Below are 22,902 nucleotides of genomic sequence, written 5' to 3' on the forward strand. Positions count from 1 at the left end.
CCGGCTCGCTCCCTCCGCCGCCTGCTTCGAGCGGCCCGGAGCGGCCGTGGCCAGGGACGGGGACCACCCCCCGGGATGGGCACCTCGGTGCGGGGCTGACAGGCTTGTGTCTTCGAGGCGCGAGCGTGGGAGGCGTTGGAGATGACGCAGCAGGTGCCCGACGGGCCCGCCGTGCGGGCGGCCGTCCCGCAGCCGGTGCTGAGCCCGCTGACGACGACGGCGATCTTCCTGGTGGTGACGGTCGCCCCGGGCGGCGAGCCGGTCGCCAGAGAGTTGCTGAGCGACCTGTCGGCGCTGCAGCGGTCCGTGGGCTTCCGGTCCCCCGAAGGCAGGCTGAGCGTCGTCGCGGGCGTCGGCTCCACGGCGTGGGACCGGTTGTTCGCCGGGCCGCGCCCGGCCGAGCTGCACGAGTTCCGCGAGCTGAACGGCGCGCGGCACCGGGCGGTGTCCACCCCCGGCGACCTGCTGTTCCACATCCGCGCCATGCGGCTGGACCTGTGCTTCGAGCTGGCCTCCCAGATCATGGACCGGCTGCGGGGCGCCGTCGTGGTCCGCGACGAGGTGCAGGGCTTCAAGTACTTCGACGTGCGCGACCTGCTCGGCTTCGTCGACGGCACCGAGAACCCCGTCGGCCCGGTGGCGAGCGAGGCCGTCCTGATCGGCGGGGAGGACGCCGAGTTCGCCGGCGGCAGCTACGTGATCGTGCAGAAGTACCTGCACGACCTCCAGACGTGGAACGCCCTGCCGGTGGACGAGCAGGAGAAGGTGATCGGGCGGACGAAGCTGTCCAACATCGAGCTGGAGGACGCCGTCAAGCCGGACGACTCGCACGTCGCCCTGACCACGATCACCGACCCGGACGGCACCGAGCGGCGCATCCTGCGCGACAACATGCCGTTCGGCAACGTCGGCAAGGGCGAGTTCGGCACCTACTTCATCGGGTACGCCCGCACGCCCGCCGTCACCGAGAAGATGCTGCAGAACATGTTCCTGGGAGACGCCCCGGCCTCCCACGACAGGATCCTGGACTTCTCCACGGCGGTGACCGGCACCCTGTTCTTCGTGCCCACCGTCGACTTCCTCGACGACCTTCCCGATCCCCCTGGCGCCGGCGTCGTGGCCGGGGCCGGAACGAACCCCGAGGTCCAGGTCCGGAACGAGGGGTCTTTGGGCGTCGGCGATCTCAAGAGGAGCACGTCCCGATGAACAACTTGCACCGCGAGCTCGCACCCATCTCCGACGCGGCGTGGGCCGACCTTTCCGAGGAGGCGCGGCGCACGTTCAAGCGTCACGTGGCCGGCCGGCGGGTCGTCGACGTCCCCGAGCCGGCCGGGCTGGAGCTGGCCGCGGTCGCGACCGGGCACCTGGACGCCATCGAGCCGCCCGCGTCGGGGGTCGTCGCCCGCACCCGCAGGTCCCAGCCGATCCTGGAGCTGCGGGTGCCGTTCACGGTCGACCGGCGTCAGGTGGACGACGTCGAGCGGGGCGCGAAGGACGCCGACTGGCAGCCGGTGAAGGACGCCGCGAAGCGCGTCGCGTTCGCCGAGGACCGCGCGGTGTTCCAGGGATACGCCGCGGCGGGCATCGCCGGCATCCGCGACAGCTCCTCCAACCCGGCGCTCACGCTGCCGTCCGAGGTGGGCGACTACCCCGACGCCGTCAGCCAGGCCATCTCCGCGCTGCGGCTGGCCGGCGTCGGCGGCCCGTACGACCTGGCGCTGAGCGCCGACGCCTACACCGCCGTGAGCGAGACCGCGGTGCACGGCTACCCGGTCATCGAGCACATCGCCCGCCTGCTCGACGGGCAGATCATCTGGGCGCCCGCCATCGACGGCGCGTTCCTGCTGTCGAGCCGTGGCGGCGACTTCGAGCTGTGCATCGGGCAGGACCTGTCCATCGGCTACCTGTCCCACGACGCCACCACCATCGAGCTCTACTTCCAGGAGACGCTGACCTTCCTGGTGCACACCGCCGAGGCGGCCGTGGCGCTCACCCCGGCGTCCCCGGCCACCGCCTGAGATCCACTCTCCGCCGCCGGGCCGCCGAAGGGTCGCACCGCCTCTCCCGGTGCGACCCTTCGGCGGCGGAGGGACGCGTACGGGCGCGCGAGGAGACCTTCCGGTCGCCGGAGCGGACCTCATGTACGGCGCGCAATTCCGCAATTACCGCGAATGGCCGCTTGTTCCGGGTGTTGCGGATGTCGTCAATGATGTGTTACTTTTCTGCGCGTTCGACTGCTCGGTAAGTGATTCCTGTTTCTCCGCCATTCGACTGCGTACGGGGACGCCGTGAGTGTGAGAAAGGCACTGTTCAGAGCCACGAAGCCGGTGCCCTGGCGAGCCATGGGCCATCCGGACCGCTTTCCATCGAACCGTCGGGGGGCACGGCGCGGCCGCTCATCGCTTCATCGCGCCCGTCCTCCCGAATTCCCGTCCGAACCTTAACGTAGTCGTGTCCGCGCCGGTCACATGACCGGTGAGGCGCGCTTACGCGTGTCCCGCCGCGCGGGACGCGCGCGGATCCCCGTCGCAATCGGCCGCCTGTCGCATCGGAACTCGTTCCGCGGGTTCCGCGCGGCTGAAAACACTTCCCGAGTAAAGCGCGCATGCGCTCGTCGCGTTATGCGCCGGGTGAAGGAAATCTATTTCTTCGCCACTGCCAGGTTTAATCGCGCATAAAAGGGAGAGAAAAAGTGAACGCTTCCAGGATCAACCTCAAGGGCAAGTTCGCGGTCGCGGCGTCGCTTGCGGCGGCCGCGTTGCTCGCCGGCGGCCTCACCGCCGGCCCCGCCGCCGCCTCGTCGTCCTCGGCGCTCGCCGGGACATGCGAGTTCACCCGCACCCTCTGTTTATTCGAGGGCGCCGGGTACACCGGCGCGAGGTTCACCGCGCTGTCGCTGATTCCTCCGGCGGGCGTCTGCGTCGACCTCGTCGCACACGGCTGGGGCTCGGGGCGGGCCCACTCGGCGATCAACACCGCCACCCAGATCGCCACGCTGTGGAGTAACACCAACTGCACCGGCACCCCCCTGCCGATCTACCCCGGCAGCTACCCGAGCTTCACCTTCAACGCGGGCAGCGTCTTCGTGTACTGATCCCAGAGGGCATCGCACCGCGGGGAGGGCCACGAGCGGCGGCCCTCCCCGCGGGCATGCCGCGCCCCGGCGCGACACGCTCCCGGGCGCCCCGGCGAAGCGCCCGGCGCTTCGCCGTGCGGCCGAGGTTCGTCAACGGTTAACCGGAAATGCCGTTGTGCGTCGTCCTCCTGCTATGCGCAGGCACTGGGATGCTGAGGCCGCCGGAAAGATCGGCGGCCCAAGCAGAAAGGACCATGATGTCCCAGGGCCTGTCCCGCCGAGGGTTCCTCGCCGCCGGCGCCGGCGCCGCCGCCGCGTCGTTGCTGCCCCCCTCCGTCCACGCGGCCATGGCGATGCCGGCCCCCTCCGGCGGCCTGTCCGCCATCAAGCACGTCGTGTACCTCATGCAGGAGAACCGGTCGTTCGACCACTACTTCGGCGGGCTGCGCGGAGTGCGCGGATTCGGCGACCGCAACGCGATCAGGCTGCCCGGCGGCGGATCGGTGTTCGAGCAGCCGGACGGGGCCGGCCACGTGCTGCCCTTCCCGGTGCGGGCGGCCGCGGGCGCGGTGGGCAAGGACCTGCAGTGGATCTCGGCGCTGGCGCACGGCTGGAGCGACGGCCAGGCCGCGGCCGCGGGCGGCTGGCACAACGGCTGGATCCCCGCCAAGAGCAGCGCCACCATGACCTACTACGAGCGCCAGGACATCCCGCTGCAGTACGAACTGGCCGACACCTTCACGGTCTGCGACCAGTACTTCTGCTCGGTGCTGTCCTCCACCAGCCCCAACCGCAACTACCACGTGAGCGGGCACACCGGCTACGAGCCCGGCACCGCCAAGCGGGCGATCGACAACAGCGCGTACGACGAGGACACCCACGCCGGGTACACCTGGGCGAACGCCGGCGAGGTACTCCAGGCCGCCGGGCGCTCCTGGCAGGTCTACCAGGAGTGGGACAACTACGAGGACAACAACCTCGAGTTCTTCGCCACCTTCCGCCGCGTCGCCCGCAAGGCGCTGCGCGGCGACTTCCAGAGCATGGACTCCTTCTACTCGGCGCTCGGCCGGGCGAGCGACGCGCAGCGCGAGCAGATGCTGGCCCGCCTGGACGAGGGCGCCGCCGCGCTGACCCCGCATGAGCGCTCGCTGTACGACCGCGCGCTGCGCCGGGTGCGGCCGGGCACGCTGGCGGCGAGCTTCCGCGCGGACGTCGAGGCGGGCCGGCTTCCCGAGGTGAGCTACATCGTGCCGTCGGCGGCCGACTCCGAGCACCCGAGCGCGTCCTCGCCGATCCAGAGCGCGCAGATCACCTGGGACATCCTCGACGCCATCGCCTCCACCCCGGAGGTCTGGCGCTCGACCGCGCTGTTCATCACCTACGACGAGAACGACGGCTTCTTCGACCACGTGCCGCCGCCGCGCCCCCCGGCCGAGCGGGCAGAGGAGTACTACGAGGGCAACCCGGTCGGGTTCGGCATGCGGGTGCCGATGACCGTCGTCTCGCCGTGGACCGTCGGCGGGTACGTCTGCTCGCAGGTCTTCGACCACTCCTCCACGGTGCGGTTCCTGGAGAGCTGGCTGCGGGTGCGCTTCCCCGACGTCTCGCCCTGGCGGCGCACGGTCTCGGGCGACCTCACCTCGGCGTTCGACTTCACCACGGCGGGCCGGCGGCCCGCCCCCGCGCACCCGGCGCAGGTGCCGGCGTTCAGCGGGCGCTGGCGTCCGTCCCCGCCCGCCGACCAGCGGATGCCCGTGCAGGAGGAGGGCGCCCGCCCGGCCCGCCCGTTGCCGTACCAGCCCGACGCCTCGGCGCGGCTGCGCGGCAGGACGCTGCACCTGGCCTTCGCCAACCGGGGCGCCGAGAGCGTGCACATGGCGCTCTACCCTTACGCGGGCGAGCTCGCCGCGCCGCTGCACCTCGACGTGCTCGGGGAGACCACCCGGGCCGTCCAGGTGCCCGGCGACCGCTACGACCTGGTGCTGACCGGCCCGAACGGCTTCCGCAGGGAGTTCGGCGGCTCGCTCGCCGGCGCGGCGGCGGGCCTGCGGGTCTCCACCCGGATCGACGGCGGCGCGCAGCGGCTGACCCTCGTGTTCGAGAACGCGGGAAGCGAGCGGGTCAAGCTGCGCGTCCACGCGCTGGCCTACGAGGACCGCGACATGGCGGTCGTCCTTCGGCCGGGCCAGTGCCGGGAGGTCCCCTGGCCCGCCAAGGCGGCGCGGGGCTGGTACGACGTCCAGGTCTCCTGTGAGCAGGACCCGGCGTTCGCCCGGCGCCTGATGGGCCACATCGAGAACGGCCGACCCAGCGTCACCGGCTGAGAACCGGCCACCGCTTCGCCGTCCGGCCGACGATGTCGCCTCGCGGTGGTCGCGACGAGGGGTCCACTCCCTGTGCGGTGTTCCTCGTTCACCCGCGGTGACGCCACGGCTCGACCGGTCCGCTCGTCCGTGAGAAGCGGAGATCCGCGGGGACGGCGTGGACGCCTCCTGCAGTGGGTGTTCGTGCTTCACGGCAGATCTGCGGAGATCAGCGCCCTCGACGAGGTGATCGTGCGGGCCCGCGACGGGTTCGGCGGCGCGGTGGTGCTGCGAGGCGAGGCGGGCGCGGGCAAGACCGCCCTGCTCGGCGCGGCATCCTCGCGCACACGGCCGGGTGAGGTGTCGTGAAGGAGCGCCGGCACCGGCCACCGGCCGGCCCGCCACGCGCGGGCGCGACGGCCCGCCGCCGGAGGCCGTTCACAAGGGGCCGGGCGGCCTCGATGAGCTCCTGCCGGCCCGCACGTCCGCGCGTGCGGGCCGGCGCCTGTCAGGAGGGTCGGGCGGCCTCGATGAGCTCTTGCAGGCGCAGCCCCCGGGCCGCGTCCAGCTCACCGGAGCGGCCCGCGCGCACGGCCGCGGCGAACTCGGCGCGCAGCACCGGCCAGCCCTGCTCGTGGTCGATGCCGGAGGTGTCGTAGAGCAGGGTCCCGGCCGGTCCGAACAGCTCCACCTGGGTGCGCGCCCCGGTCAGCGGGACGCACCCCGACAGCGACGCCTGGCTGACGGCGCCGCCGGCGTGCTCACAGGTCAGCTCCACCCACCGGCGCGGGTCGCCGGTGCCCCTGATGGAGACGATGGGCCCGATGGCGGTGTCCAGCAGGTCCAGCAGGTGCGGGCCGAGGTCGAGCAGCGCCCCCTCCTGGAGCCGCCAGCCGGTGGCGAACTCCCCGCCGAGGAAGGCGCCGTGCAGGTAGCACGAGCGGGCGCCGGTCGTCTCGAACCCCGCCGCGCGGCGCAGGAACTCGCGCGTGGCGGGGTGGTAGCGCTTGGTCAGCACCATCTGCGAGACGACGCCCGCGGCGGCGACGGCGTCGGCCACGGCGCGGGCCGCGGCGAGGTCGGGGCCGAGCGGCTTCTCCAGCAGCAGGGCCTTGCCGGCCTTGGCCGCGCGCACCGCGAGCTCGGCCTGCACGGCGGGCGGGACGGCGAACGCGACGGCCTCGCAGCGGTCGAACAGCTCCTCCGGCGTGCCGGCGACGGCGGCGCCGTACGGCGCGGCGACCTCGCGGGCGGCGTCCGGGCGGCGCGCCCAGACGGCCGCGAGCCGCGTCTCGGGGCCGGCCGCCAGCATGCGGGCGTGCATGGCGCGGGCCCACGGGCCGGCGCCGACCAGGCCGACCTCGACGGGAGTGGTGGTGCTCACAGGTTCTCTCCAGCGGTGGGGCGGGATGGGCGGGCCGCCGCCAGACGGGCGTCGGCCTGGTCGGGGGCGTACAGGTGCTCGACCACCATCGCGGTGGCGCCGGCGAGCGCGGCGCGCTCGCCCAGCCGGGAGGTCACCACCTGCAGGTTGCGTGTGGCCCGGGGCAGGGCGCGCTGGTACAGCAGCTCGCGCACCCCGGTGACGAAATGGGTCTCGGCCAGATCCCCGGCGATCATCAGGACGCCGGGGTTGAGCAGGGTGACGACGGTGGCGAGCACCTCGCCGCAGCGCTTGCCCGCCTCGCGGGCCAGGCGCACCGCGTCGGGGGAGCCCGCGTCGAGGAGGGCGCGGACGTCGGCGGCCGACTCGGCGGGCACGCCGAGGGCGGCGAGCCGCCCGGCCAGGGCCCGGCCGCTGGCGACGGCGGCCAGGCAGCCGTAGGAGCCGCACATGCAGTGGGCGTCCTGCTGGTCGTGCAGGCGGATGTGGCCGAGGTCGCCGGCGCCGCCGTCGACGCCGCGGAAGACCCCGCCGTCGATGACGACGCCGGCGCCGATGCCGGTGGACACCTTGACCAGGACGAACGTGGAGCAGTCGGCGAACGCGCCGCGCTGCTCGCCGAGCCCCATCAGGTTGGCGTCGTTGTCGACCAGGACGGGGACGGCGGTGTCCACGCCGGCGTGCCGGTTCAAGGACTCCTGCGTGCGCTCGGGCACCGGGTAGCCGTCCCAGCCGGGCATGATCGGCGGCCGGACCACCCGTCCGGACGTCCAGTCGACGGGGCCGGGCAGCGACAGGCCCACCCCGCACACCGCCGACGGAGCGGCGCCGGCCGCGGCAAGCAGGCCGGCGAACCAGGCGGCGAGCCGGTCGAGCACCGGCTCGGGGCCGTCGTCGATCAGCAGGACCCCGGCGCGCTCGGCCAGGACGCCGCCGGCCAGGTCCAGGACGGCGGCGCGCGCGTGCGTGGTGTCCAGGTCGGCGGCCAGGACGACGGCGTGCCCGGGGTCGAACTCCAGCCGGACGGAGGGACGCCCCCCGGTGGACGGGCCGCCGGCGGCCTCGCGCAGCCAGCCCGCGGCGAACAGCTGGTCCAGCCGCTGGCCGACGGTGGAGCGTGACAGGCCGGTGACGCTCTGGAGCTCGGTGCGGGTGTTCGCCTGACCGGTGCGGATCAGTTCCAGCAGGTGACCGGCCGTGCTCCAGGGCGTCGCCATCTGGGGGATGTCTCCTCTAGCTCTTGTCGGCGCCGCTGGTCAGGCCTTCGGTAAGGAGGCGTTCAACGGCGTAGAAAAGAAGTACCACGGGGATGGTGAGGACGACCGACCCGGCCATGAGCACGGTCTTGGAGACCTCGATGCCGTTGGCGAGCTGCTGCAGGCCGAGCGACACCGTCCACTTGTCGGGGTCGGCGGCGAGGAACAGCAGCGCGAACAGGAACTCGTTCCAGGCGATCATGAAGACGTACAGGCCGGTCGCCATCAGCGACGGCGCCGACAGCGGCAGCACGATGCGGCGCACGATCTGGACGCGCGAGCAGCCGTCGAGCGCCGCCGCCTCCTCGATGCTGCGGGGGATGGTGACGAAGTAGTTCTTCAGCATGTAGATGGAGACGGGGACGGTCTGCGCGATGTACACGATGGCGAGCCCCACGAGGCTTCCCTGCAGGCCGATGCGCGCGAACATCACGAACAGCGGCACCGCGAGCAGCGTCGCGGGGAACAGGTAGACGGCCAGGAACACGGCGCTGACCTGCCGGCCGCCGAAGAACCTCAGCCGGCTGATGGCGTAGGCGCCCGGCACCGAGGCCAGCAGCGTGAGCGCGACCGTGGCCAGGGCGACGAGCGCGGAGTTGCCGAGCATCCGCAGGAAGCCCTGCCCCCCGTCGTCGGTCGAGCGCAGGACCTCCTGGTAGGTGGCGGAGGTCAGTTCCGACAGGCCCACCCACAGCTTGCCTGGGGCCAGCAGCAGCTGGTCGATGGGCTTCACCGACAGCAGCAGCATGTAGTAGAAGGGGAAGATCGTGATCACCGCGAGGAAAGCGATGACGACCCATCGCAGCGCCCCGAAGACCCGCTCCTCGACCTGCGCGCGGCTCATGACTCCTCCTCCTGGACCTTCCTGGCGAAGAACGTGAAATAGACGCCGAGCAGCACGGCGAGGATGACGGCCAGCACCAGGGCCTGCGCGGCCGCCGCGCCCACGTCGTAGCGGGCGGTGAGGAAGTCGTAGACCCGCACGGCCACGACGTCGGTGCCCGAGCCGCCGCCGGTGAGCAGGTAGACGTCGTCGAACTTGTTGAACGTCATGATGAACCGCAGCACCGTCAGCAGCGCGATCACCGGCATCAGCTGGGGGAGCAGGATGTGGCGGAAGCGCTGGGTGAGCGTGGCGCCGTCGACCGTGGCGGCCTCCTCCAGCCCGGCCGGCACGGCCTGCAGCCGCGCGAGCAGGAACAGGAAGGCGAAGGGGAAGTAGCGCCAGATCTCGAAGGCGATGACGGTCAGCAGGGCGAGCGGCACCTGCACGTCCCAGCCGAGGAAGGAGACCTCCTGGGCGCGGGTGGACAGGAAGGCGACCGGCTTCTCCCAGCCGAGCAGCTTGGCGCCCCACTCGTTGACGATGCCGAACTGCGGGCTGAGCGCGATCTCCCAGACGAAGGTGACGGCCACCACCGGCGCGACGTAGGGCAGCAGCATCGACCCGCGCAGCAGGGCCCGGCCGCGGAAGGGGCGGCGCAGGGCGAGCGCCGCGACCAGCCCGAGGGCGATCGAGCCCGCGGTGCCGCCCACGGTGTAGACCAGGGTGGTCCACAGCGAGGACCAGAAGCCCGGCGAGGTGAGGACCTCGGCGAAGTTGTCCCACGTCCAGCCGGACAGGAAGCTCATCGTCTGGATGTCGACCAGCCGCGCGCGCTGGAAGGCCAGCAGCACGGTCCAGGCGATCGGCAGGATGACGACGACCAGGACGACCAGCGCCGTCGGGGACACGAAGGCCAGGCCGGTGCGGTTCTCGCGCTGGGCCAGGGTGAGGTTTCCTCCGGCGCGGGCCGGCGGCCGTCCGGGGCCGGTCGCGGGGGAGGGGCGCCGCTCGGCGCCTCGTACGGTGCTCATCGTGGGTTCCTCTGGGGACGGAGCCGAAGGGCGGCTCACTGGAGGGACTTCCGCAGGGCCGCGACCTCCTCGGCGGCCTGCCGGGCGGCCTCGCCGGGAGGGATCTGGCCGGAGGTCATGGCTCCGACCGCCTTGGGCAGCGGCAGTTCACCGAGCGTCGCGCCGACCAGGGCTCCCTGGCCCTGGGTGATGCCCCAGCGGCGCATGTCGCCGACGCCCGCGGCCAGCGCGTCCAGGAGCTCGGCCGAGTAGGCCGACTGCATGGGCTCACGGGTGTCGACGCCGATGTCGCTGGCGCGCCAGGCCTTGCGGTACTTGCCGGGCTCCTCGGGCGTGCCGTCGCGGACCGGGATCTTGCCTTCGGCGGCCATGCCGAACCAGCCCTCGTACCCGGTGCTCATCATGTACTGGACGAACCTCTCCGCGGGCGCGGTCTCGGCGGTCTTGCTGATCACCCACGAGGCGATCTCGCCGAACTGGGCGGGCTTGGCGGCGTCCGGGCCCTTCAGGGAGGTGACGATGCCGCTGTTGGCGGCCAGGAACCCCGGGTCCTTGGCGCACTCGGGGCAGCTCGGCAGGGCGTCAGCGCGCAGGCCCGCCAGCTCGTCCAGCAGGAAGGTCGACCAGACGATCATGGCGGAGCGCCCGGCGAAGTAGGTGGCGCGGGTGGAGTCCACCGTCTGGGTGCCGGCGGCGCCGTAGTCGGCGGCGAGCTTGTCGTAGGTGTCGAAGGCGCGGCCGCACTGCGGGCTGCCGAGGCCGACGGCGCCGCCGGAGCCGACGAGCTCGCAGTCGTTGGCGAGCGCCAGGTCCTCGAAGCTCTGCTGGGTGAAGACGTCGCTGGGGTCGGTGGCCAGCGAGATGCCGCTGACGCCGCCCGCGTTCAGCGTCTTCGCGGCGTTGAGCATGGCGTCGTAGGTGTCGGGGGCGGGCAGGCCCGCCTTGGCGAACAGGTCCTTGCGGTAGACGAGGATCTGCAGCCAGGCGTCGCTGGGGACCGCGAGGCGCGTGGCGCCGTCGGCGGTGAGCTTCAGGGCGTTGCCGTTGAAGGTCGCAGGGCTGAGCGCGTCGACGACCTTCCCGGCGGCGGCGGTGTCGAGCAGTCCGTTGGTGTACATCTGCCAGGCCGAGGCCAGCGGGACGCCGCCGATGACGTCGGGCAGCGTTCCTGCGGCGGCCGCGGACATGATCAGCTGGGGGAGCTGGCCCTCGTCGACCCCGACCAGCCGCACCCGGACGCCGGTCTCCTTCTCGAAGGCGGCGACGACCTTCTTGGTCGCCTCCATGCGCGGGGTGAGGTTCTCAAGGCTCCAGACCGTGATCGTGCCGTCCGGGGCGCTTCTGCCCTGCGCGGCGCAGCCGGACGACAGCCCGGCTCCCGCCATGACGGCCAGACCCACCGCCAGTGCCCTCCACCTTCGGGACCACATCTATGAACCGTCCTCACTGCCGCCTTCATGTTTCGTGTGTGTTGCATCAGAACACCACTTTTGTCTGTTGACAAGACCTAACTCTGGGATATCTTCGACATAACCCCGGCAAATTTGATCGATCCACCGTAAGAACCACCCCACGGAGTCTCCTGTGGAACGTGTCGTCCAGTTCACCGGCCCCCGCCAGGTGGAGGTCGTCCCCGCCGAGCCTGTCCCGCTGCCCCCCGGCCACCTCCGCGTCCGCACGCGGTATTCCGGCATCTCGGCGGGCACCGAGCTGACCGCCTACCGGGGCACCAACCCCTACCTGACCCGCACCTGGGACGCCGGCGCGCGGCTGTTCCGCGACGGAGGGCCCGGCATCGCCTACCCCGTGGCCGGGTGGGGGTACTCCGAGGTCGGCGAGGTCGTCGAGGTCTCGCCCGAACTCAAGGGCGCGCCCGGCATGCCCGAGCCCGGGGACCTGGTGTGGGGCATCTGGGGGCACCGCAGCGAAGGCCTCGTCCCTGCCGAGCGCATGGCCGGCCACCGGCTGCCCGACGGCCTGTCGCCGCTCGCCGGGGCCTTCGCCCGGGTCGGGGCGATCGCCTACAACGCCGTCCTCGCCGGCGACCTGCACCTCGGCGAGGACGTCGCCGTCTTCGGCCAGGGCGTGATCGGCCTGCTCACCACCCGGCTGGCCCAGCTCAGCGGCGCCCGCGTCACCGCCGTCGACGCGCTGGACGCCCGGCTCGCCGTCGCGGTGCGGTACGGCGCCTCCCACACTCTCAACGCCCGCACCGAAGCCGTCGCCGAGCGCATCCGCGAGGCCACCGCCGGTCAGGGCGCCGACGTCGCCATCGAGATCAGCGGCGCCTACCCGGCCCTGCACGAGGCCCTGCGCTCGGTGACCGTCGGCGGACGCGTCGTGGCCTCCGGTTTCTACCAGGGCGACGGCGCCGGCCTGCGGCTCGGCGACGAGTTCCACCACAACCGCGTCCAGCTCGTCAGCTCGCAGATCGGCGGGGTCCCGCCCCAGCTCGCCGGGCGCTGGAGCGTCGAGCGGCTCCAGCGCACCTTCCTGCGGCTCGTCGCCGACGGCCTCGTCGACGTCGCGTCCCTGGTGAGCCACGTCGTCCCCGCCGCCGACGCGGCCGAGGCCTACGTCCTGCTGGATGAGCGTCCCGCCGACGCCCTCCAGGTCGTGCTGGAGTTCTGAGAGGTCATGTCCATGTTCAAGATCGCCTGCCAGGAGCAGCTGCTTCCCGGCGAGACCCTCCAGCACAAGTGGGAGTTCGCGCGGGAGGCCGGCTACGACGGCATCGAGCTGCGCGCCAAGGGCGGCTTCCACTTCCGCGACCGGCTGCCCGAGCTGCGCAAGGCCCGCGCCGACGGGGTCGTCATGCCCACCGTGTGCGTCGACATGCTGCACTTCTTCGGCGCCTTCGACGACGAGCCGCGCCGCGACGCCGTCGAGCAGATGAAGTCCCAGCTGTCGGTCATCGCCGAGCTGGGCGGGCTCGGCGCCCAGACCCCCGCCTCCTACGGCATGTTCTCGCGCCGCCTGCCCCCCTTCGAGCCGCCGCGCGACGAGGAGCGCGACCGCGAGGTGCTGCTGGAAGGGCTCGCCGAGATGGGCGAGCACGCGCGCAAGGAGGGCGTCACCCTCTTCCTCGAACCGCTCAACCGCTACGAGGACCACATGGTCAACCGGCTTGAGCAGGCCGCCGACCTGATCCGCGCGACCGGGCTGGACTCCGTCCGCATCGGCGTCGACAGCTACCACATGAACATCGAGGAGGCCGACCCCGCGGCCGCCATCCTCGCCGCCGCACCGCTCATCGGCCACGCCCAGGTCAGCGACTCCAACCGCTTCCAGCCCGGAGCCGGCCACCTCGACTGGCCCGCCTGGCTCGGCGCCCTGGACGCCATCGGCTACGACGGGTACCTCGCCGTCGAGTGCCGGCTCACCGGCGACCCGATCGAGGCCGTGCGTTCCATCCCCTCCTTCATCGCCCGGGCCGCCACGTGATCACCTTCCCCGAAACGGCCGCCGCCGCCCCCGCCGGCGGCCGCCGGGCACGCCTGCGCCGGGCCGCCGCCCAGGTCCTGCTCACCAACTGGACCGGCGCGGCGACCGTCCCCTCGCGCGCCCTCTACCCCCACCAGTGGAGCTGGGACTCCGCCTTCGTCGCCCTCGGGCTGCGCCACATCTCTCCGCGCCGCGCCCAGCGCGAGCTGGAGACCCTGCTGGGCGCGCAATGGGGCGACGGCCGCGTCCCGCACATCGTGTTCAACCCCGCCGTGCCGGCCGGCGCCTACTTCCCCGGGCCGGACTTCTGGCGCTCCGCCGCCGCGGGCCGCGGCGCCGGCGCGCCGCCCGCCGTCCATACCTCCGGCATCGTCCAGCCGCCCGTCCACGCCCTGGCCGCCTGGCAGGTGCACCTGGCCGACCCCGCCGAGTCGCGGCGCCGCGGCTTCCTGCCGCGCCTGTACCCGCGGCTGGCCGCCTGGCACCGCTATCTCGCCGGCGCCCGCGACCTGGCCGGCGGCGGGCTGGCCGCCGTCGTGCACCCCTGGGAGCCGGGCCTGGACAACAGCCCCGTCTGGGACGCCGCGCTGGCCCGGGTCGAACCCGCGCCGCCGGGCTCGTTCACCCGGACCGACCTCGACCACAGCCCCGCCGCGGACCGGCCCACCGACCTGGACTACGCGCGCTACGTCCGCCTGGCCACCTCCTACCGCGACCACGCCTACGACGACGCCCGCACCCCGCACGGCTTCGCCGTCGAGGACCCGTGCTTCAACGCCCTGCTGATCGCCTCCGAGCACGCGCTCGCCTCGATCGCCCGGGCGGTGGGCGCCGACCCTGGCGTCCATCTGCGGCGGGCCGAGGCGGCCACCGCCGCCCTGGTCGACCGGCTGTGGGACCCGGCCGGCGGCGTCTTCCTCGCCCGCGACCTGGCGACCGGGGCGCCCATCCCCGGGTACAGCGTGTCGGGGCTGGTGCCGCTGATCGTCCCCGGCCTGCCCGCGGACGTGGCGGCGGGCCTGGTGCGCACCCTCCACGGGCCGCGCTTCGGGCTGGGACGGGTGCATCTGGTCCCGAGCTACGACCTGACGGCCGCGCAGTTCGACGGCAACCGCTACTGGCGCGGGCCCAGCTGGTTCAACACGGCCTGGCTGATCCACCGCGGGCTCGTGCGGCACGGCGAGCACGAGGCCGCCGGGCGGCTGCGCGAGCAGACGCTGACCGCGGCCCACCGCTCCCGGTTCGCCGAGTACCTGGAGCCGTACACGGGGGATGGGCGGGGCATCCGGAACTTCAGCTGGACCGCCGCCCTGGCACTCGACCTGCTCCACACCCACGCGGGGGAGGGCCCCGCCCGATGAACGCCCGCTCCCGGCGGGGCGCGCCATGACCGGCCGGCGCCTGCTGGTCGGCGACGGCACCTTCGCCGCCCTGACCGCCTCCGGGGACGTCGAGGGCGGCCGCGGCACGGCGACCGACGGGCTGTTCGTGCGCGACGCCCGCCACCTGAGCCGCTGGCGGCTCACCGCGGACGGCGCGTCCCCCGCTCTGCTGACCTCGACGGACGACGGCTGCGTGCTCGCCCCGCCCGGCACCCGCGACGCGCCGCCCGCCCACACGCTGTTCCGCCGCCAGGCGGTGGCCGAGAGCGCGTTCACCGAACACCTCCAGGTGGTCTGCAACCGGGGCGAACCCACGGTCGTGACGGTCGAGGTCCACGTGGACGCCGACTTCGCCGACCAGTTCGAGCTGCGCGCCGACCACCGCGCCTACGCCAAGCCGGGCGTCCGCCGCGCCGTGCGCGACACCCCGGACGGCGTCGCCTTCGACTACCACCGCGACGAGCCCGGCCACCGCTCCGCAGAGACCGGCCCCGGCGAGAGCGGTGGCGGTGGCCATCACGGCGGGAGCTGGTGGTCGAGGACCGTGGTCGCCGCCTGCCCGGCGCCCGGCCACATCCGCCCGGCGGAGGACGGCGGCACCGGCCGCGTCCTGACCTGGCGGTTCGAGCTGCCCGCCCACGGCACGGCCGACCTCGCGCTCACCGTCGTGGCCGTCCCGCACGGCGCCCCCGAGCCGCCCGGCCCGGAGAACCCCGCCGCCGTGCGCGACCGTCAGCGGGCCCGCGCGCGGGCGTTCGTCCACGCCGACCCCGCGCCCGGCTCGCTCACCACCTGGGAGGGGCTGGCCCGCGCCTGCGAGCAGGGCCTGGCCGACCTCGACCGCCTGCGCATCCCCGCCGCCGGGCCCGGCGGCGAGCGGCTCAGGGCGCCCGCGGCCGGCATCCCCTGGTTCCTCGCGCTCTTCGGCCGCGACGCGCTGCTCACCTCGCTGTTCGCCCTGCCCTACCGGCCGGAGCTCGCGGGCCACACGCTGCTCGCCCTGGCCGCCACGCAGGGGACGCGAGAGGACCCGTCGCGCCTGGAGCAGCCGGGACGCATCGTCCACGAGGTGCGGCACGGCGAACTCGCGCACTTCCGCCAGGTGCCCTATGGCCGCTACTACGGCAGCGCCGACGCCACCCCGCTGTTCCTCGTGCTGCTGGAGGCGCACGCCGCGGCCACCGGCGACTCCCTCGCCCGCCGCCTGGAGCCGCACGCGCGCGCGGCGGTCGCGTGGATGTTCCGCGACGGCGGCCTCGGCGAGCACGGTTACCTGCGCTACACCTCCGACGCGGCGCGCGGCGGGCTCGCCAACCAGAACTGGAAGGACTCGCCCGGCGCGATCTGCTTCGCCGACGGACGCCAGGCCGAAGGCGCCCTGGCCGTCTGCGAGGTCCAGGGGTACGCCTACGACGCCCTGGTGCGCACGGCGCGGCTGGCCCGCACGGTGTGGGGTGACCCGCGCGAGGCGGGCCGCCTGGAGGAGGCCGCCGCCGACCTTCGGACGCGCTTCCGCCGCGACTTCTGGATGCCCGGACAGGACTTCCCGGCGCTCGCCCTCGACGGCGACGGCCGGCAGGCCGACGCGCTGGCCTCCGACGCCGGGCACCTGCTGTGGTCGGGCATCCTGGACCCCGACCAGGAGCGGGCGGTGGGCCGGCGGCTGCTGGCGCCGGACTTCTTCTCCGGTTTCGGCGTCCGCACCCTGGCCGCGGGCCAGGCCCCCTACCATCCGCTGTCCTACCACCGGGGCAGCATCTGGCCGCACGACAACGCGGTCATCGCGCTCGGCCTGGCGCGCGCCGGGCTCGCCGAGCAGGCCGCCGCCGTCGCGCGCGGCCTGGTGGAGGCGGCCGCCCCGCACGGATGGCGGCTGCCGGAGGTCCTGGCCGGGTACGGCCGCGAGGAGCACCCCGCCCCCGTGCCCTACCCCCACTCCTCCTCCCCGCAGGCCTGGGCCGCGGCGGCGCCGCTGGCCCTGCTCACCGCCCTGCGCGGTTCTCCCGCGTCCGAGGAGGGAACCGCCGGCGCCTGAGGGCGAGGCTCCCGGGCCTGAAGACGAGGCCCTGGGGCCCTGAGGGCGAGGCTCGCCGGGGCTTGAGGGAGGAACGCGGGCGGCCACCCCCGGCGGCGGGGAGTGGATCGCCGCCGGGGGTGGCCGTGTGGAAGGGCCGTCGGACAGGGGCGTGCCGGGAGGAGCGGGGGCCCTCCCGGCACGCGCCCTACTTCAGGCCGAAGGCGCGGGTGATCGTCTGGGCCACGGTGTTGCCCCGCGCGTCGGCCGCGGCGGCCCGCAGGGTGACGTACGAGGCCCGGGCCGGGGCGTCCAGACGGGTGCTCCAGCCGGCACCGTCCTTGCGGAGGCCCGCCTTGTGCCAGGTGGCGCCGTCGTCGTAGGAGACCTCCAGCGTCACCGACCGGATCGCGCCCGATCCGGTCACGCCGTCCAGGTGCGACGGGGTGAGGGTGATCGCGTCGTGACGGCGGGCCTTGCCGGCCGCGTCGGTGTCGGCGTCGTAGTCCAGCTGGATCAGCGGCAGGCGCGCCACCTCGCCGGGCTTGCCCGCCTCGGAGGTGAAGCCCCACTCGGTCCGGGTGGCCGTCGAGTACGGGTTCGCCCACTCGCCTCGGGAGTTCTCCGACACCAGCCGGTACGGCAGCCGCTCCGGGCGCACGCCGAACACGGCGATCGCGTCATAGGCCGACTCGCCGAGCAGGGTGTCGCCCTGGTAGATCTTCAGCTGGTTGGACACCTGGCCGTTGTAGAGGGTACGGCCGACGTGCGCGGATCCCGTGTCGCCCCAGCCGGGCACCACGGCCTGGAGGGTGTCGTCCAGCCGCAGCGGCGCGGTCTCGGCCTCCAGGCGCGGCCGGTGGACGGGGCCGAACCAGCGCGAGGCGGTGGTGGTCCCCGCGCGGTAGCTCACCTCGCCCACGGCGTGCTGCTGCACCTCGCGCATGATCTGCGCCTCCTCGTGCCACCGCGTGCCGGCCGTGACCCAGTCGGTGCGCTCGCCGACGGCCGGCGCCGTCCAGCCGCCGATGTTGCTGGCGGTGTTGTAGCCGAACCGCCAGAAGTCGGAGCGGTTCTCCATCGCCTTGCCCGGACGGGCGTTGCGGAAGGAGACCTCGACGCGGGCGAGCTCGTCCTGGCGGGGCCGGTGGACGGGCTCGGCGGGGACGGCCTTCTGGAAGCGGTGGACCAGGTCGTAGACGTACTCGGTGACCGGGTTGGAGGTGACCTCCAGCCGCGTGGTCCGGCCGCTCTCGATGCGGGAGATCAGCTTCTCGCCCTCGTCCTGGGTGAGCGTCGCCACCGTCAGGGGCGCCGGGTTGGACGGGAGGTAGGGCCCGTCGTTCCAGGGGACGATGCGGCCGTCGCCGTCGTTGACGACCAGCAGCAGCTCGGCGCCCGCCGCGGCGGCCGCGGCGGCCTGCTCCTCTCGGGTGACGACGCCGCCGTTCCTGACCACGACGGCTGCGCCCTTGACGGGCCTGGACCGGTAGGCGGCCGCGCCGCCGTCGCCGGCGAACACCGCCGAGAGGGTCCGGCGGCCCTTGGGCAGCGGGGTCGCGCCGCGCTGGACCATCAGGTCGTCGAAGGCGCCGTCGGGGGAGGCGACGGTCAGCGCGGGCTGCTCCAGCCGCCAGTGGCCGCCCATCTCGAACACGCCCGCGCGCACCTTGGCGGTCGGCAGGACCCAGGCGCTGTCATGGGAGCTGTCCGGCCACACACTGGAGGCGGTGTAGTCGTCGTCGGCGAGGCCACGGTAGAGGTCCAGGCGCACGCCGCTGAGGCTGGTCGCCTTGGGGGCGACGGCGGTGATCCGGCGGGCCTTGCGCGCGTCGAAGGTGGCGGTGCGGTCCTGGTCGAGCCGGATGTCGGTGACGGCGAGCATGCCGAGGCCCTTGGAGTGCGGCCCGTTGGCGCCCTCCAGTTCGGCGCTCAACCAGGCCGTGTAGGTGCCGTCCGGGATGCGCAGGTCGAGCGTGCCGGTCTCGTCCAGCCAGATCGGGGCGAAGAAGTGCTCGCCGGTGAGGATCAGGTCGCCGCTCAGCGGCCGGCCGGAGCGGTCCTTGGCGGTGAGGGTGAGCGTGTGACGCTCGCCCTCCTTCGCGACGCCGATCATGGTGCGGGCGCGCACCGTGCCGCCGGCGTCGGTGGCCTCCACCGTGCCGTAGACCCTGGCGTCGACCGGCACCTCGTCCAGGTGGGCCGTCACCGTCACCGTGCCGGTGCCGTGCGCGGGCACGGTGATCTTCGAGGCCGACAGGGTGAAGGCGGCCTGCGGGGCGCCGGTGAAGCGGGCGGCGAGGTCGAGGGTGACCGGGGCGTCGCCGGTGTTGGTGTAGGTCACCTCCTTGTCGCCGGTGGTGCCGGGCGCGGTCGGGTAGCCGTGGAAGCCGGCGTACGCGCCGGTCGTGGCGAACACGGTCGCGCTGGTGGTGGCGGCGATGTCCAGCCGTCCGCTGCCGGCCTCGGCGACGGAGTAGGCCGGGGTGGGCTTGGTCGTGCTGACCAGGGCGTCCTTCAGGCGCGGGCCGCTCCAGTCGGGGTGCTGGGCGGCGAGCAGCGCGGCGGCCCCCGCGACGTGCGGGGTGGCCATGGAGGTGCCGCTCATCGTCTGGTAGAAGCCCTCGCCTTCGATCGCGTACTGCGAGCGCGCGGCGAGGATGTCGACCCCGGGGGCGGTGAGCTCGGGCTTGAGCCCGCCGTCGCCGGGGCGCGGTCCCCGGCTGGAGAACGAGGCGAGCGCGTCGGAGGAGTCGACCGCGCCGACGGCCAGGGCCGCGTCGGCCGCGGCCGGGGTCGAGACGGTGTAGTCGCCGCCGGCGTTGCCCGCGGCGATGACGAACAGCGCACCGGTCTCGGCGCTCAGCTCGTTGACGGCCATGCTGAGCGGGTCGGTGCCGTCGGAGGGCCCGGCGCCGAGGCTCATGCTGATGATCTTGGCGTGCCGATCCCGTGCGGCCCATTCCATTCCGGCCAGCACCCAGGAGTCCAGGCCGCCGCCGTCGTTGTCCAGCACCTTGCCGATGTGCAGCCGGGCGCCGGGCGCGACGCCCTTCTCCTCGCCGCCCGAGGCGGCGCCGGTGCCGGCGATGGTGGAGGCGACGTGCGTGCCGTGGCCCTTGCCGTCCTCGACGGACTGGCCGGGCACGAAGCTCTGGCTGTCGATGATCTGGCCGGCCAGGTCCGGGTGGCCGGTGTCGATCCCGGTGTCCAGGACGGCCACCTCGACGCCCTTGCCGGTGTTGCCGCCTGCCCACACCTTGGGGGCGCCGATCTGGGCGGTGCTGGTGGAGAGGTCGGCCCGCACCTTGCCGTCGAGCCACACCTTGGCGATGCCGCCCGCCAGGGAGCCCTGGCCGGCGGCGCGCTCGGACGGGGAGGGGAGGGTGGCGCCCTTGGTGAGCGAGGCCCAGAACCCGGCCGAGCGGTCGGCGTCCACCGCCGCGCCCTGGATGCTGCTCAGCGCGCGCACCTGCCGCGCGCCCTGGGGCAGCGCCGCGGTGCGGGACCGGGTGGCGGCGTCGGTGTAGGAGACGATGAGCGGCAGGCGGGAGCGGTGCGCGTCGTCGTAGCCGTCGGCCAGCAACCGGGTGACGTTGAACAGGCCCTGGTCCAGCAGCCCGGCGGCCACGTAGCGCAGCGTGGAGCGCGGGTAGACGTAGACCTCGCCCTTGTCGGCGTGGGTGACGACGTCGGCCGGGCGGCCGTCCGGGCTCAGCACCGTGCGGGTCTCGGTGCCGTCGGGCGCGGTGCCGACGGTCACCTTGTCACCGTTGATCAGCGTGACCGTGCGCCCGGGGGCGGTGCGGGCCGGCTCGGGCGCGGCGGCGGGAGCCGCGGCGGTGGAGGCGCCGGCGGGCGGGACCGCAGCGAGCGCCGCGAGCGCGGCGGCCAGCGCCACCAGCGCGCGTCCCCGTGAGGGAGGGAAGGACAAGGGAACCCCAATGCTAAGAGTGCAGCGAGATCCCTAGATTGTGGACAGCCGCCGGAGGTTTCGGTCCTGTTCGGCTCTGGCGCATTTGTGCCATGTCGCATTTGCGAAGGCCCTGGCCGTCCACGCGACGCCGCCGCCCGGCGCCAGGGGGGTGAGCGCCCGGCGATCATGCCGGCTCACGAGATCATGGCCGTCGCGATCTCCCACAGGCGTCCGGCGCCGGCCGGGTCCAGGGCGAAGGGGGCGACGCCGCCGCCGAACATGGGCGGGCGCTCCCGCAGCACAGGGGCCTCGGCGCAGTCCTCGAAGTAGCGGCCGCCCACCCCGGCGAGCAGCGGCGAGGCCGCGCACAGCACCGACGTGGCCGCGCCCTGCGCGAGGGTCTTGCGGCGCTCGGGCGGCGTCCTCAGCCCGCCCGTGTGCTGCTGCAGGTTCGTGGCGATCGCTCCGGGGTTCACCGCGTTGGCGAAGATGCCCTCGCCGGACCAGCGGCGGGTGACCTCCACCGCCAGCAGCACGTCGGCCGTCTTGGACTCCCCGTACGCGCCGATCGGGTCGTAGGGGCGGAAGCGGTGGTCCAGGTCGTCGAAGACCAGCGGGCAGTAGGTGTGGGCGTTCGAGCTGAGGGAGACGACGCGTGCGCCCCCGGCCCGGGCGAGCGCGCCGTGCAACCGGGTGGTGAGGGCGAAGTGCCCGAGGAAGTTCACCGCGAACTGCATCTCGCGCCCCTCGGCGGTGCGGGTGAGCTCCGGCAGCGCCATGATCCCCGCGTTGTTGACGAGCATGTGCAGCGGCCCGTCCCAGGCGGCGGCGAACCCCCGCACCGAGGCCAGGTCGGCGAGGTCCAGCCGGCCGGCGGCGACGTCCTTGTTGCCCGTCGCCTCCGAGATCCGGGCGGCGGCCCGCTCGCCCGCCGCGACGTCGCGCACGCCGAGCACGACGGAGGCTCCGGCGGCGGCGAGGGCGCGGGCCGTCTCGGCGCCCACGCCCGAGGTGGCGCCGGTGACCAGCGCGCGGGCGCCGGAGAGGTCCACCCCGGAGAGGACCTCGTCGGCCGTCGAGGCGAATCCGAAGGGTGTGCGCAAGGTCTGCGTCATGGAGTTCTGAGTCATGCGGCCGATCCTGCCGCCGGGCCGTCACCGGAGGTTAGACCCTGCCGGCCCTGGTACCGGCAGGGACAGGATGAACTCCGCCTGACCGTCACGGACGGTCAGGCCTTGGTGACACCGGTGCCGGCGGGGACGGGATGAACTCCGCGCCGTCGCCTACCCTGGGGGCCATGGCGACCAGCAGCAGACTCGGCGACTACCTGCGCGTCCGCCGCGAGCGCCTGCGGCCGCAGGACGCCGGCCTGCCCGCGGGGCCGCGCCGGCGGGTGCCCGGGCTCCGGCGCGAGGAGGTCGCGCTGCTCGCGGGCATCAGCGTCGAGTACTACCTGCGCCTGGAACAGGGCCGCGACCAGCACCCCTCCGACCAGGTGCTCGACGGCATCGCCCGCGCCCTGCACCTGGACGCCGACGCCGAGGCCTACCTGCGCGAGCTCGCGCGGCCGGTGCGCGCCGCCCAGCGCCGTCCCGCCGCCCGGCCCGAGCGGGTCGGCGCGGGCGTCCGGGGCCTCATCGACCAGTGGGCGACCACGCCCGCCCTCGTCCACGGCGTGTCCATGACCACGCTGGCCGCCAATCCGATCGCCGTCGCCCTCAGCCGCTTCTTCGCGCCGGGGGTCAACAGCCTGCGCGCCGCGTTCCTGGAACCGGAGATGCGCGAGTTCTACCGTGATTGGGACGACATGACGGCCAAGGCGGTCGCCTACCTGCGCTCGGTGATCGGCGCCGCCGACGACCCGCGGCTCGTCGAGCTGGTCGGCGAGCTGAGCCTGCGCAGCGAGCGCTTCCGGACGCTCTGGGCCCGCCAGGACGTGCGTCAGAAGACCAGCGGGGTCAGCCGAGTGCTCCACCCGCAGGTCGGCCCGCTGGACCTCCACTACGAGAAGCTGGCGCTGCCGGGGACCTCCGGCCAGATGCTGGTCACCTACCACGCCGAGCCGGGCTCCCCCTCCCACGAGCGCCTCCAGCTCCTCGCCCACCTGGCCGCCCGCCCCTCCTCCCCTCGCCCCGCCGAAGGCCCGTCCCGGCCGCAGGACCTCGCCGCCGAAGACCCGGCGCCGCCCCGGCGTCCCTCGCGCGGCCCGGCCTCCGGGCGCCCGTCCCCGCCGCGATCGTCCTGACTCCGGGCGCCCACGGCCCCCGGCT

17 protein-coding genes are annotated in these 22,902 nt (G+C 73.9%); 10 read left to right on the top strand and 7 right to left on the bottom strand.

Annotated elements, in window-relative coordinates:
* Positions 1-141 precede the first annotated feature (141 nt).
* The 5 genes from ACFO60_RS06615 to ACFO60_RS06635 all read left to right on the top strand — a co-directional run bounded on the left by ACFO60_RS06615 (position 142) and on the right by ACFO60_RS06635 (position 5,748).
* Entirely contained in the window at positions 142-1,206 is a 1,065-nt protein-coding gene (locus ACFO60_RS06615; RefSeq protein ID WP_380838258.1) for a Dyp-type peroxidase, read from the top strand.
* Positions 1,203-2,018: a family 1 encapsulin nanocompartment shell protein gene (locus ACFO60_RS06620; protein ID WP_380838259.1), complete on the top strand. Its 816-nt coding sequence runs from the start codon at positions 1,203-1,205 to the stop codon at positions 2,016-2,018. The genes ACFO60_RS06615 and ACFO60_RS06620 overlap by 4 nt, the downstream gene beginning before the upstream one ends.
* Positions 2,019-2,692: 674 nt before the next feature.
* Positions 2,693-3,094, top strand: coding sequence for a peptidase inhibitor family I36 protein (locus ACFO60_RS06625; protein ID WP_380838261.1), 402 nt, complete (start codon positions 2,693-2,695; stop codon positions 3,092-3,094).
* Between the two features lie 236 nt (positions 3,095-3,330).
* A complete protein-coding gene (locus ACFO60_RS06630; RefSeq protein WP_380838263.1) occupies positions 3,331-5,400 on the top strand; it encodes a phosphocholine-specific phospholipase C in 2,070 nt (689 codons plus the stop codon).
* Between the two features lie 177 nt (positions 5,401-5,577).
* Positions 5,578-5,748, top strand: a complete 171-nt coding sequence (locus tag ACFO60_RS06635; protein ID WP_380838265.1) for an ATP-binding protein — start codon at positions 5,578-5,580, stop codon at positions 5,746-5,748.
* A 139-nt stretch (positions 5,749-5,887) separates the two neighbouring features.
* Here the strand turns inward: ACFO60_RS06635 and ACFO60_RS06640 are convergent, their stop codons facing one another.
* From ACFO60_RS06640 to ACFO60_RS06660, 5 genes are read right to left on the bottom strand one after another with little or no spacing between them, the layout of a single operon-like run.
* Positions 5,888-6,763 carry a Gfo/Idh/MocA family protein gene (locus ACFO60_RS06640; RefSeq protein ID WP_380838266.1) on the bottom strand — a complete coding sequence of 292 codons (876 nt, stop codon included), beginning with the start codon at positions 6,761-6,763 and terminating at the stop codon, positions 5,888-5,890.
* Complete coding sequence (locus ACFO60_RS06645) at positions 6,760-7,980, bottom strand: ROK family transcriptional regulator (protein ID WP_380838268.1); 1,221 nt, start codon at positions 7,978-7,980, stop codon at positions 6,760-6,762. Before ACFO60_RS06645 ends, ACFO60_RS06640 begins: the two co-directional genes overlap by 4 nt.
* A gap of 16 nt (positions 7,981-7,996) precedes the next feature.
* On the bottom strand, positions 7,997-8,863 hold the full coding sequence (locus ACFO60_RS06650; RefSeq protein ID WP_380838270.1) for a carbohydrate ABC transporter permease: 867 nt from the start codon (positions 8,861-8,863) through the stop codon (positions 7,997-7,999).
* Complete coding sequence (locus ACFO60_RS06655) at positions 8,860-9,876, bottom strand: carbohydrate ABC transporter permease (RefSeq protein WP_380838272.1); 1,017 nt, start codon at positions 9,874-9,876, stop codon at positions 8,860-8,862. The genes ACFO60_RS06650 and ACFO60_RS06655 overlap by 4 nt, the downstream gene beginning before the upstream one ends.
* 35 nt (positions 9,877-9,911) lie before the next feature.
* The gene (locus ACFO60_RS06660) at positions 9,912-11,306 is read right to left on the bottom strand and encodes an ABC transporter substrate-binding protein (protein WP_380838273.1); all 1,395 of its coding nucleotides are present in this window, start codon (positions 11,304-11,306) and stop codon (positions 9,912-9,914) included.
* A gap of 154 nt (positions 11,307-11,460) precedes the next feature.
* Here ACFO60_RS06660 and ACFO60_RS06665 point away from each other — a divergent pair, with 154 nt between their 5' ends.
* From ACFO60_RS06665 to ACFO60_RS06680, 4 genes are read left to right on the top strand one after another with little or no spacing between them, the layout of a single operon-like run.
* Positions 11,461-12,507: a zinc-dependent alcohol dehydrogenase gene (locus ACFO60_RS06665; protein WP_380838275.1), complete on the top strand. Its 1,047-nt coding sequence runs from the start codon at positions 11,461-11,463 to the stop codon at positions 12,505-12,507.
* 6 nt (positions 12,508-12,513) lie between these two features.
* Positions 12,514-13,320, top strand: a complete 807-nt coding sequence (locus tag ACFO60_RS06670) for a TIM barrel protein (protein WP_380838277.1) — start codon at positions 12,514-12,516, stop codon at positions 13,318-13,320.
* Positions 13,317-14,681, top strand: coding sequence for an MGH1-like glycoside hydrolase domain-containing protein (locus tag ACFO60_RS06675; RefSeq protein WP_380838279.1), 1,365 nt, complete (start codon positions 13,317-13,319; stop codon positions 14,679-14,681). Before ACFO60_RS06670 ends, ACFO60_RS06675 begins: the two co-directional genes overlap by 4 nt.
* Before the next feature lie 25 nt (positions 14,682-14,706).
* Positions 14,707-16,737, top strand: a complete 2,031-nt coding sequence (locus ACFO60_RS06680) for an amylo-alpha-1,6-glucosidase (RefSeq protein WP_380838280.1) — start codon at positions 14,707-14,709, stop codon at positions 16,735-16,737.
* A 187-nt stretch (positions 16,738-16,924) separates the two neighbouring features.
* On the opposite strand, the gene ACFO60_RS06685 is transcribed toward ACFO60_RS06680, so the two are convergent.
* Positions 16,925-20,650, bottom strand: a complete 3,726-nt coding sequence (locus tag ACFO60_RS06685) for a S8 family serine peptidase (RefSeq protein ID WP_380838282.1) — start codon at positions 20,648-20,650, stop codon at positions 16,925-16,927.
* A 176-nt stretch (positions 20,651-20,826) separates the two neighbouring features.
* Positions 20,827-21,762 carry an SDR family NAD(P)-dependent oxidoreductase gene (locus ACFO60_RS06690; protein WP_380838284.1) on the bottom strand — a complete coding sequence of 312 codons (936 nt, stop codon included), beginning with the start codon at positions 21,760-21,762 and terminating at the stop codon, positions 20,827-20,829.
* Positions 21,763-21,929: 167 nt separating this feature from the next.
* On the opposite strand from ACFO60_RS06690, the gene ACFO60_RS06695 reads away from it, so the two are divergent.
* Complete coding sequence (locus tag ACFO60_RS06695; protein ID WP_380838286.1) at positions 21,930-22,877, top strand: helix-turn-helix domain-containing protein; 948 nt, start codon at positions 21,930-21,932, stop codon at positions 22,875-22,877.
* Positions 22,878-22,902 lie beyond the last annotated feature (25 nt).

It is taken from the genome of Sphaerisporangium dianthi (genome assembly GCF_042654065.1).
In the GTDB taxonomy this organism is placed as follows: domain Bacteria; phylum Actinomycetota; class Actinomycetes; order Streptosporangiales; family Streptosporangiaceae; genus Sphaerisporangium; species Sphaerisporangium dianthi.